This is a genomic window from bacterium (assembly GCA_023150945.1).
Classification (GTDB): Bacteria; Zhuqueibacterota; Zhuqueibacteria; order Zhuqueibacterales; family Zhuqueibacteraceae; genus Coneutiohabitans.
In genome coordinates, this window is record JAKLJX010000013.1 from 74,794 (window position 1) to 86,605 (window position 11,812).

General features: G+C 57.0%; 5 protein-coding genes. All 5 read right to left on the minus strand.

The features are described from left to right. Positions 1-53 precede the first annotated feature (53 nt). The 5 genes from L6R21_17125 to L6R21_17145 all read right to left on the minus strand — a co-directional run bounded on the left by L6R21_17125 (position 54) and on the right by L6R21_17145 (position 11,809). A complete protein-coding gene (locus tag L6R21_17125; GenBank protein MCK6560920.1) occupies positions 54-563 on the minus strand; it encodes a hypothetical protein in 510 nt (169 codons plus the stop codon). Positions 564-1,038: 475 nt separating this feature from the next. Next, entirely contained in the window at positions 1,039-1,704 is a 666-nt protein-coding gene (locus tag L6R21_17130; GenBank protein MCK6560921.1) for a hypothetical protein, read from the minus strand. 551 nt (positions 1,705-2,255) lie between these two features. Next, the gene (locus L6R21_17135; protein MCK6560922.1) at positions 2,256-3,965 is read right to left on the minus strand and encodes a sigma 54-interacting transcriptional regulator; all 1,710 of its coding nucleotides are present in this window, start codon (positions 3,963-3,965) and stop codon (positions 2,256-2,258) included. A gap of 246 nt (positions 3,966-4,211) precedes the next feature. Beyond that, positions 4,212-11,051 carry a fibronectin type III domain-containing protein gene (locus L6R21_17140; GenBank protein ID MCK6560923.1) on the minus strand — a complete coding sequence of 2,280 codons (6,840 nt, stop codon included), beginning with the start codon at positions 11,049-11,051 and terminating at the stop codon, positions 4,212-4,214. A gap of 143 nt (positions 11,052-11,194) precedes the next feature. Then, complete coding sequence (locus L6R21_17145; protein ID MCK6560924.1) at positions 11,195-11,809, minus strand: hypothetical protein; 615 nt, start codon at positions 11,807-11,809, stop codon at positions 11,195-11,197. Positions 11,810-11,812 lie beyond the last annotated feature (3 nt).

Genomic DNA, 11,812 nt, shown 5'->3' on the forward strand with positions numbered 1-11,812 from the left:
GCAAAACATGAAATCCGTGAGAATCCGTGTTCATCCGTGGCCCCTTCTTTCGGCTATTGCAGGGCCGTTTGCTGTGCTTTTCTCAATTGAAAGACGCCGATTGTGAACAAGAGATTACGTATGATGTTTACAACGGCGTGCGTTTCGAAGAGGCCTTTCAGCAGATCATGATTTTTGGTGAACATGAAAGCAGAGAGAACCAGGGAGGTGCTGTAATACAGCAGCATGGCAAGCAGCATCCAGAAGCGATAATCGCCGGTGAGATTTGCAGGCGTTTGACGCCACAAGGCTTGTAGGGTGAGAAAGGAAAACGTGCTCAACAAGAGAACGGCAAGCGGCCTGGTGAGATTGTTATAGGATCCCGGTTCGAGACTCTCCAGACCGGCAAGCTTCACCAAGATAAAACAAAAGAGGTATACGGGAATGCTTGCGCGCATCAGGCGGGCAACGGTGGCATCCGTCTGCCAATTCGTGATGATCAAGGCGAGCAAGACATATTCCACCAGTGTATAGACATGAAAAAACCAGGCACTCTGTATGCCCTGCGCACTGAGAATGAGCAAAATGATCTCAGCAAGGGTGGCAGAGGCAAAGAACGCCCACAAGAACTGCAGGCCATTGGCTGGTCTGGTGTGACGCCTGAGGAGCGTGGCCCATGCCAGGAAGGGCAGGGAAGTCGAAATGCTTGAACACAGAATAAGTAGGGGATACCTCATCTCGTTCCCGATTTCTTAATGCGGGTGCGAAGCGTCTCACAATTCCGAACGCGAACGAGCCGCCTCCAGACGAGGCGCTTCGATCTGAGATCAGGCGCGCAGGAACACGATTAGAGGAGTTGCGGCCGGACGCGATCAGTCGTGGTCGAGTTTTCTTGCTGAAGCAACACGGACTTGACTCTCTGAAGACCCATGGAGCCGGAAATGCAGTGCTGGCATGGTAAACAAAAAGCGGCAAAAACGCAACAGGGCCGGTTAGAAATGAAAAGTCCATCCGCTGCACCTTCCGGATGGACTTCGATTGGCGGTTGCATCGTGCGGTCTAGACGGTGCTTCCGCTCAGCGTCTTGCCCTTGACCGCGATGCCGTGATTCAGAAGATTAGGAATGCCGCAGTAGGGAGGGCAACCAATGGATAACTCCATCGCTGGCCCGTGAAACATCTCCGCGCCGAATTTGTCCACACACATGCCGACCACCGCTCGCTTGCCATCCTTGTGCGCGCCGAAGAAAAAGCGCAGGCCAACGCATTCGGGATGATCGAGCAATCGTTGCACCGCTTGCTTGCCAAAGAAACCGCCTTTGGGCTGGCCGGGCTGCAAGTTCTCTTGATAGCGCGCTGTGAGTTCCGAGGCTTCTTGCAGTGAAATCCCGTGGCTCACAGCGGCGCGATCGTAGCGGCCGCGCTCGTTCAGCGGCGGATTCATCATCGAGAGCTTGAGCGGCTCGCCTTCGAGCAGATCATTTCTATTCGTATTGGTTCCCACCAGCACAAGCTGTGTTTGATCGAAGCTGTCAACGCCGTAGTAATAGCGCATGCCCACGGCGTGCGGCTGAGCGAGAATGGCCTGCACCGCATGCTTGTCAAGAAACACGCCGGGCGCCGCTTCGGGGCCGTAGTGCTCGCGGAATTGCTTGATAAACGTGAGTGCTTCCGCAGTGGTGATGGCATGGTTTTCCTCGCCCGTAAACATCCTGGCATCTTTCATCGTGGTCTTCCTTTCTGGTGGAATTTTGATGATTAAATTCCACGGCCGTGGAGAACTTGATTTGAGATGCGCGCGCAAACATGCCTAATACCAAAGTCGTACCACGATGAAATGGCCTAATGATGCAAAGCGGTGTGTAGGAAAATCAAAGAATTAAACAGAGGCGAGGTTGTATCGTGCCGTTGTCACAACACAATGAATGTGGGGTAGAGTCCATTCGTATGGAGAGAAGGCCGCACTACGCTGCAAACGGAGGGAAGAGAAACAGCGAATTTTCTTTAGCCACAGATGAACACGGATTTTCACTGATTTTTGTTTTAGGATAGTTTCGTGAAAAGAAATGAAATCCGTGTTTGATCAGTGTAAATCCGTGGCTAAAAGGCTTTAGGGCAATTAGCTCTTCAAAGTTGGAATTATCCCGCCCCGCGGTCCTGAGAGTGTTTCGCCCACTGAAATGAAATCCCACTGAAAAGGCTTTTTTTTGTGGCAGTTCCACTTCTGTGGGCGTAGTATAAAGCTGCCTGAAGAGCTTCAATTTACGCGAACATGTTTCATTCCACAAACCATTCACGCTTGAGACCGAACGATTTCATTTTTTCGATCAGGGTTTTGGGATCGACCTCGGCGCGGGCGATGGCGTTTTTTTCCACGCCTTTGGCCTCGCGCAGCAGTGCAATGAAAAAATTGTATTCAAAGGCTTTGATCAGCGCTTCTTTCGCGTACCGGAAGGGAATATCCAGCGCCGGGGTCACGGCAACGTGCAATTGATCATGCCATTCGTATTTCGCGTTTTTGCCCTCAGACGAATGCCGGCCCGCGATAAAATTGCGGCTGCGATACGCTTCGGGCAGGAATTGCGCATAGAAGCTGTCTTCGGCCGCAGAGAAGCCGTCGGAACGGGAGGAATGCGCCACGGCCAACCGGCTGAGATGATGTGGCTGAATCACCTGATCGTCATCGGGAGAAATCAAAAGTCCGAACGCCGCGTTGTCGACGATCTTGTCCAGCTCACGAATGTTTCCGGGAAAATGGTAGCGCAACAGCCAATCGCGTGCTTCCGGCGCAAACCGGATTTGCGTGCGGTGGCGTTCATTGAAGGTTTGGAGAAATTTGTCCGCGATCAACAACACATCGCGGCCGCGCTCGCGCAGCGGCGGCAGGGTGAGCGTGCGGCCGCGCTCGAGGCGATCCAGCAAGTCCGGCATGAACTTTTCCTCGGCCACGAGTTTCTTCAAATCCTTGTTGGTGGCGAAAATGAGACGCACGTCGGCGCGATATACGGTGTTGGAACCCATCCGGCGGTATTGTTTCTCCTCCAAAAAGCGCAGCAGTTTCTTTTGCACGTCGAGCGTCAGGTTGCCGATTTCATCCAAAAACAGCGTGCCGCCTTCGGCGGCGTTGATCAAACCCTCGCGTTTTTGATCCGCGCCCGAGAACGCGCCCTTTTCATGGCCGAACAGCTCGGAAGCAAGCAGGGATTCGGCGACGGTGCAGCAATCGAACGCGATCATCTCTTTCTTGCTGCGGCGGCTGGCGCGGTGCAATGCTGCTGCAACCAGCTCCTTGCCGGCGCCGGGTTCCCCGAGAATCAGAACATTGTACTCATCGTAGTCTTTCATCACTTCGATGAATTGATAAACCTGCTGCATTGCCGGGCTGGTGCCGATCATGTCGCGATAGCCTTTGATGCGCGCCAGTTCATCACTGACATGTTGCATGTGGCGCTGCCGGCGCTCGCGCTCGCGGCGCTGCGCCAGCGTGTTGTCCAGCGATTGGCGCAGCGGGCCGGCCAGCAGCTCGGTCAGCTCGTGCAACAACTGCCGGGTTTCCTGGTTGAATTTGGCTTCTTCCTGGCGATGATCGAGATAAACCACGCCGAAAACCTGGTCGCCTTCGCACAGCGGCGCGCACGCAAATGACAGCAGCTTTTGATTCAAAATCGTCTGCTTTGAGCGTTCGGGATCGTCGAAGCGCGGATCGGCCATGGCATTCTCACTCACGATCACCTCTTGCGTCAGCCGCGCGAGCGCCACGACGTTTTTGCTGATCCGGCTCAATTCTTCATCGTCGAGGTCCTGGCCGTGCTGCCGCGCTCTCTTGAAGGCAATGCCGCCGGTTTCGTCATACAACTCCAGGCAGCCGCGTTCCGCGCCGGTGTACTCGCTGACGAGATCGAGCACCACCGGCAGAGCATTCTCGACTTCCGTCATTGCCAGGAGGGATTTGATCGTCGGTAACAGCGTCGTAATCTGAAAAGCCATGATATGCTCCCAAAGAGTTGTCACGAAATCCCAGTTCAGGATACTTGCCCCAATATTGTGCGCCGTACGGCGCTCAAAGTCAGAATAAAATCCTGAAAGTTCATGAGTGAAATCTTTGCTCTTGGGCACATGCTTTGACCACGAATCAACGTCAATTTCTCCTATTCGTGTCAATTCATGCGCATTCGCGCTGTGGTCGCGGTTCGTCCGTGTTGAAGATCAAACCAGCATCAGAAATAGGTAGCCCTACCTCAACACCACCGCCTTCCGCACTTGGGAAATCGCATTCGCGCTGAGTTGGTAGAAATAGACGCCTGCTGTCACCGGCCGGCCGGCCGCATCGCGGCCATCCCAGTTGACGAGATGATACCCCGCGGCTTGCGCCTCGCCCGGCACCAACGTGGCCACCAGCTCGCCCAGCAGGTTGAAGACACGCAGCGTAACGCGCGCGTCGCTGGGAAGGCCGTAACGAATCGTGGTGCTTGCCATGCCGCGCGTGCGTTCTGAAGCCATGCTGGAAAACGGATTCGGAAAGTTTTGGTGCAGCTCAAAGTCACGCGGCAAGGGTGCAACCGCCTCGACATGTTCGGCAACGAACTCCTTTTCACCTGCCACCAACGCCAGCTTTTTCGCATGTTCGATACCGCGCGCGATAAACGTGTAAACGGGATTCTCGCGCACGTTTTGGCGATACTGCAGATCAGGATCAAGCAGATAAAGCTCAACCTCGCCGGCCGGCATTTCCTTCAAATCGAATTGCAGTCTGACCGTTTCGCCGTGGGCTTGGCTGGCCACGTCAAAATCCCAGCGGTGATTGGGCGTCGCCGCAGAGCGCATGTCATCACTGAAGCGCGCCAGGGCCTTTTGCCATTCCGGATGCGGGAAATACAGCGAGACATACTCGCCGATGGGCGGCGGCTCGGCGCGATCGTGGCTGTCATAATCATTTTTGCTTTGCGGCAACACGCCCGCAAAATTGAAATCATCGCGCGCTGCGGCGCAGCTTGCCATGATTTGCACGCGCCAACCGCCGGCGCTGGTTGCGCCTGCCGGCGTTGCTTTCTGCGGGCCGGAGGAGAGATCCGGATCAACGAAAAGAATGTCTGTCGTCTCGTTCAGGTTTGCGATGTAGTATCCTTCCCAGGGCGCGAGCGCCGCGGCCTCCGGCCAACCGCTGGCATTGAACGTTCGCAGCGTCACGCTGTTGCCGCTTTGCAAACGCAGCTTGTTGATTGGAATGGTGAAGTTGAACGGCGCGCCGATGAAGTTGTGGCCGCGCTGCAAGGTAATGGCAAACTCCTGATCGGTGCGCACCGAGCGCGCTGTGCCGGTGACAATGACCTTGCCCGGCTCGTTGACGATCAGGAACAAGCTTTTTCCGGGCAACAAATCGCCGCTGTTGCGCAGTTCGGTATAAGGCTCTTTGTCGTTGAGATTTGGTGAAGCGAGCAGCGACAGGCCATAAAGCCGCCATTTGGTGTCATCATAAGGGCCAAGCTCGTCGGCGAGAACGGCATGGGCATTGGGTTCGTCCAGCAGCAGGGGCACGGAGATCAAACGATAAGCGGCTTGCGTATTGCCTGCCGGCTGCGCCACGGGAGTGCCCTGCTCATCATGCCGCGCCTCGCTGGAGACTTGTATTTGAATCGAGAAATATTGGTCCGGCGGTAGCCGGTCTTGTGCACTATCCGCATCGGTTGCCGTGATAAAATACTCCACCCCGCGCGAGGTTACGGCGTTTGCCAGAATATCGCCGCGATAATTGTTGCCGCCGGTGAGCGTCATTGACTGCTTGATGAAGCCGGGATCACCGGCGCGGCGATAATGCAAATGCGCGCCGGCAACGCCGTTGTCGTCGATGATGCTGGCCGTGATTGCAATGCTCTGGCCGTTGGGGCGTGACGATTCCGGCATATGCGAGATTTCCGGCGCCGCATTGCTGCGCAAGACCGTAAAATCCCGGCTCGCCGCAACGCCGCCGCCCGGGCTGGCGTTGCTCACGGAGAATTCACGCACACCCAAAGCTGCTGCCATCGAGAGGGTGAGCCGTGCACGCATGCTGGTCGTGCTTCTGACTTCGATGGCATTGACCGTGATGCCGTTGCCGACATTCACGGTGGTGGCATCAGGGAAGAAGTTCATGCCGAAAAATTCCACTGCAACCGTTTGCCCAATGCGGGCGGAGTCCGGAGCAATGCCGGTCAATACCGGCGCGGGATTGCTTACGGTAAAGGTTTGACTATTGGAGGCGCCGAGCGAGAAAAGGCGCGGCCCGGTGGCGGCAGCGCTGTCAATGGTGAGATTCACCGTCAGGCGCGTTGCATCGCTGAGTTGCTTTTGATTGACCGTGATATTCGGCCCAACATTCACCGTCAAATCTTCGCTCAAGTTGGCGCCGGTGAAAACAACTTCAAGAGTGTCGAGACGATTGCCGCCGGTGGGAGCGATACTGTCCAATATCACGCTTTGCGGCCGCACCGTGAACGTTTGCGTAGCAGAAGTTCCGCCGCCCGGGCCGCTGTTGGTCACGGAGAATTCGCGCTCACCCCGGGCCGCGCCGGCAGAGATGGTGAGATTCGCGGTCAAGCTGGTCTCGCTATTTACTTTGATCGAGTTGACTGTGATGTTCGATCCCACATGCACCGCAGTAGCATCGCCAAAGAAATTCGTACCGATGAAAACCACGTCGAGCGTTTGTCCGGCATCGCCTGCGGCAGGACTGAGTCCGGCCAATGTTGGCGCGGGATTGCGCACGGTGAACGTTTGGCTGTTCGACGTTCCCACGGAAAAATTGCGCGGCCCGGTGGCAGCTTGGCCGCTGATCGTGATATTCGCGGTCAAGCTGGTGTCGCCGCTATCCAGACTTTTTAGATTGACGGTAATGCCCGGGCCGGTGTTCACCGGAAGATTCTGATCAAAATTCGTTCCGGTAAAAATCACATTCAAGCTTTGCAAGCGATCGCCGGCGGCGGGATCGATGCTGGTCAGCGTCACCGTCTGCGGCTGCACGCGGAACATCTGCGTGGCTGAGGTTCCTCCGCCGGGCGCGGCATTGCTCACCGAAAAATTGTGAGCACCGGTGTCAGCCGCCGCGGTAATCGTGAGGTTCGCCGTCAGGCTGGTGGCACTGTTCACGACGATCGCATTCACCTCTATTCCCGGGCCGGTGTTCACCGTGGTTGCATCCTGAAAGAAATTGCTGCCGGTAAAAACCACCTCCAATGTCTGGCCAAGATCGCCGCTGGCCGGAGAAATTTCCGCCAGGGTGGGCGCGGGATTGTTGACGGTAAACGCCACGCCGTTGGATGAGCCGATTGAAAAATTGCGCGGCCCGGTGGCGGCATTGGCGCCGATGGTAATATTCACCGTTATGCTCTCTGGACTGTTGAACCGTTGCGAGTTGATCGAAATATCCGGCCCCACATTTACTGCCAGGCTTTCAGTGAAATTGGTGCCGGAAAAAATCACCTCCAGCGTTTGCAAACGATCTCCGCTGGCCGGCGCGAGCGCCGCCAACACCACGGTCTGCGGATTCACCGTGAAGGCTTGACTGGCCGAGACGCCTCCGCCGGGGCCGCTGTTGATCACCACGAAATCATGTCTGCCGGTGTCAGCCGCGGCGGTGATGGTGAGGTTTGCCGTCAAGCTGGTTGGGCTTGTCACGGTTATCTCATTCACGAGAATGCCATTGCCGGCATTCACCGTGGTGGCATCTTGAAAGAAATTGCTGCCGGTGAAAATCACGTCCAAGGTTTGTTCCATATCGCCGCGCGCCGGGGCAATGCTGGCCAGCGTGGGCGCGGGATTGGTAACAGTGAAAATCTGGCTGTTCGATTCGCCCACCGAAAACTCACGCGGCCCGGTCACAGCGTTGGCGGCGATGGAGAGATTCACGGTCAAACTCTCCGGACTGTGCAGCCTTTTGGAATTGATCGCAATATCCGCCCCGACATTTATCGCGAGATCGTCGGCAATGTTGTTGCCGGTAAAAGTCACCTCCAGCGTCTGCAAACGATTGCCGCTCGCCGGCGCGACCCTGCTCAGCGTCGGGTTAGCTGTCATGAACTCGAACACGCTCGAAAAGAAGCTTGGGCCAAAATTGTTTTTGGCATTGACGCGCCAGTAGTAGCGTGTGTTGTTGGCCAGCGGGCCCACCGGCCATGCGGTAACACTGAGGGTGGAATCATCCAAGACCGCGGTGGTGAAGTCTGCGCCGGTGGAAATTTGCAGCCGGTAGGAATTCGCGCCGGTGGCGGGCTGCCAGGAGAGCGTGGGCGTGAGCGGCTGGCCATCAGCGCTGTTGGCGGGCGTGAGCAAAACCGGCGGCAGCAGGCGCGGCGTGGCGTTTTTCGTGCCGCCGTACGCGCCCAGGTCGATGCGGCTGCCATTCGGCGCCGGCTCCTCGCCGACCGCATCCGCCGGATCACCGGCGTCGAGCGCCGGCGAAGTGTTTTGCAAGCGAAAATCGTTGGCCGCGGGATCGAGATAGCGCGGCGCCAGGCTAATATCGCCGACTCCGGAAAAATTGAATGCGCCGGCGTAATTGACTTCGTTGTTAAAAACATCGTTGTAACGGTGCACGCCAGGCGCTGCGTTGTTGTCAATTCCAACGCTGCTGTTGGTGATGATGTTGTTCTTCACCACCGCAGCGGCTGCTCCGGAAGTGATTTGCACCGCGGTCGCGCAGTTGTGAATCGTGTTGTTGATCAGTAGTGCGGCACCTGAAATGGCGACGCCGCGTCCCTGGCCTTGCCGGATGCCATAGATCACATTATGCCTGGCCACGGTGGCGCCTTGCAAAACCAGAGCATCTTCGGCAACGTTGTTGCCATCAAACACAAAGCCTGCGATTGTGCTGCCATGTGAATCAACCAGCATATTCGTACTGACCGCTCGAATCACCGTTCTGTTGAGAAAAAAATCGCGCGCCGAGGCCGAGAAATCCTCCGTATAACCGCCCAACAATACGACTTGTGCTTGCGGTTGCAAACCCTCGCTGAAATTGCCGGCAGCCACTTTGACAGTGTCGCCTGCACTCGCGCGAGTGAGCGCGGTTTGAATGTTGCGCACAGGCAAGTTGGCGGTGCCCGCGTTGGCGTCGTTACCGCGCGTGGCTGAGACATACAGCACGGTATTGGGTAACGTCGTGAACGTGCGGTCGCTGCCATTACTGGTTCCCGCGCTGTTGCTCGCAGTCACGCGAAAATGATAAGTCGTGTTGGCGGCAAGATTCGGCAAGACTGCGCTCACCTCCGTGGCGTTGTTGCCGGTCACAGGGCTTGGTGTTGCGGTTATTTCGCTGCCGTAACTCGTGGTCAAGCCGTATTGAAATTTGACCGTAGCGCTGGCAAGGTTGGCATTGACCGTGGCATTCAACGTGGCAGTGCGCTTGCCGACGTTGGTTGCAGCGTTCGTGGTCACGGTGGGCGGCGCCGGCGTCGTGGCCGAGGCCTCATTGGAATAGGCGGAGTTGCCGCCGTCGTTTTCCGCGCGCACGCGATAGGTGTATCTCGTTCCCGGCGTCAAGCCGGTGTCACTGTGATTCGTGCTGCCCGCGGCTTTGTTGAGGAGGAAGGTGAAAGCGCCGGTTCCAATTTTTCTTTCAATTCTGAAACGAGTCTCATTGCCGGATTGGTCGTTCCAGGTGAGATTGATTTGCGTGCTCGAAATCGCATTTGCCTGCAAGTTGGTCGGCGCCTCGGGCGGCGTGGGCGGTGGCGGATTGGCAGTGACCTGCAGGGTGGAAACAGAAACGCGATAGTTGTCTTCTTCGTTGCTTTCGCGGATGGTGGTGTCTGGGTCGAGGCTCAGCCAGACATAGTAACTCCCAGGGCTGGTTGTGTCCGGCACAGTCGCGAGTTCTCCGCTGAAATCTTTGCTTTCATTGAATCCCAGCGGCGGAGGCATGGTGTAGGAATGCAGGAAGCGGCTAAAATCTGGTTCTCCGGTGTTGTTCTTGGATAGGAAGAAATTGATTTTGATGTCAGTTATAACCAAATCCGCGTCGTTGTTGGTTATCGTGCCGCTCAAACTTATTGTGCCTCCGGGCGCGACGGCGTTGGGACTGAAGGAAAAGGCAGAAGCGAACAAATTTGGCACAAAGGTGTTCAGCACGCCTTTGAAAATGCCGGATTGAGAAGTTCCTGCCAAGACTACATCGCCTTGCCCTCTTGCAAGCGATGGAATCACGGACTCGGTCAGCCCCGTGCTCATGGGCACCCAATTCTGACCGCGATCTTTTGATCGAAATACTCCGCCGCCGTCTGTGCCAACGCAAAAATCATTAGTTGAGTTTTTGAGCAACGACAGCACATTCATGTTGGTCAAACCCGTGCTCACCCGCACCCAAGAATTGCCGTTGTTGGTTGAGCGGTACACACCCCCGGCCAGCGTGCCGACCCAGATTTCATCCAGGGAATTGATTGCAAAGGCGCGCACGCGGGTGTGAAGTAAGCCGCTGTTGACCGGCGACCAGCTTGCCCCTTCATCCAGCGAGCGAAAGATGCCGGTGTCAAACGTGCCGGCGAAGAGGTGCCCGCTGCTGTTGACGGCTACGGCGCGAATTTTTCCATCCGCGAGGCCGCCGGCCAGTTGCGTCCAGAGGCCGCCGGTGCGACTCGCAAAAACGCCGGAGCCATCGGTGCCCGCAAAAACGCGGCCCTCGGAGTTGATGGCCATACAGGTGATGGAAAGATTGGTCAAGCCATTATTCACCTGCGCCCAGCTTTCGCCGTCATCGGTGGAGAGAAAAACGCCGCCGCCATTCGTGCCGGCAAAAACATAGCCATTCGATTGAATGGCAAACGCCGAGACGTATGGGTTCGTCAAGCCATTGTTGATCGCCTGCCACGTTGCGCCCTCATCCTCCGACCGATAGATGCCGCCCTGCTCGGTGCCGGCAAACAGAACGCCGGCGCGGTTGGCTGCCATTGCCGTGATGCGACCCTGATCGCTGGGACCACCGCTCTTTTGCCAGAAGGATTGCGCTCGCGCCTCGCCCAGCGCCAGCGCCTGCCACAGAAGAAGGATTACCACGTGGGTGGTGCCGCGTGATCCGGGCAACACCTGCAACCGGCTGAGTTTCATCGTTTCTCTCCCATTTGGCGGCGCTCTTGCCAAAGTCTCAGCAGGCCGCCCGTCGATTTTTTTGTCCCGCCAGCTTTGGATTGCCGCGGTGCGAAATTTTCACTTCTGGTGAGTTGTGGCGTTTGAGCCGAATGCCGGCAATCTCATGGCAGTGGCGGTGGCGTTGGCAAAGATTGCGGCGTGGGGGCAGCCCCATTCTTGGTGTTGCCACCGGCAAGTATGGCTACCGTGAGGGCGGCAACGCCAGCACCGCCGCCAAGTAAGAACCACTTCGCCATGCCGCGTCTCTTCTTTTGCGAAGCTGTGGCAGAATCCGGTGCTGCAGGTGGGGAGGACAACGCGACTGGTGTCGTACGCTGTTCTTCGGCGCGAACTTGTTCGACGAGGTCGACGAAACCGGGATAATCCTGCTCAGGATCGGGTTGATAGTCCGATGCGAGGCGCAGCATGGCGCGAACCGTCTCGCGGGCTTGCTGCGCATCATCCCGGGCTTGATAGACCATGGCCTGCACGCGATAGGCCCGCAATTGTGCCGCGACGGGCAGGCTGCTTTGCTTCAAACAGCGATCGGCCTGCGCCAGCGCTTCATCAAAATTGGCCTCATGAAATTCCCGCTCCGCCGCGGCCAGTTCGGACGCACAGGGAGTTTGCGCCCGCGTGTGATCCACCAAACCGGTGCTCAACCAGAGGGACAAGCTCAGGGCAGTGAATGACCAGAGGCCGATTGGCCGCCGCGCGCCATGTCTGCTGTGAGGCATAAG

Coding starts and splice junctions, on each gene's coding strand:
- L6R21_17130 (MCK6560921.1), bottom strand. CDS start 1,704: ATGAAAGATGCCAGGATGTTTACGGGCGAGGAAAACCATGCCATCACC.
- L6R21_17135 (MCK6560922.1), bottom strand. CDS start 3,965: ATGGCTTTTCAGATTACGACGCTGTTACCGACGATCAAATCCCTCCTG.
- L6R21_17140 (MCK6560923.1), bottom strand. CDS start 11,051: ATGAAACTCAGCCGGTTGCAGGTGTTGCCCGGATCACGCGGCACCACC.
- L6R21_17145 (MCK6560924.1), bottom strand. CDS start 11,809: ATGCCTCACAGCAGACATGGCGCGCGGCGGCCAATCGGCCTCTGGTCA.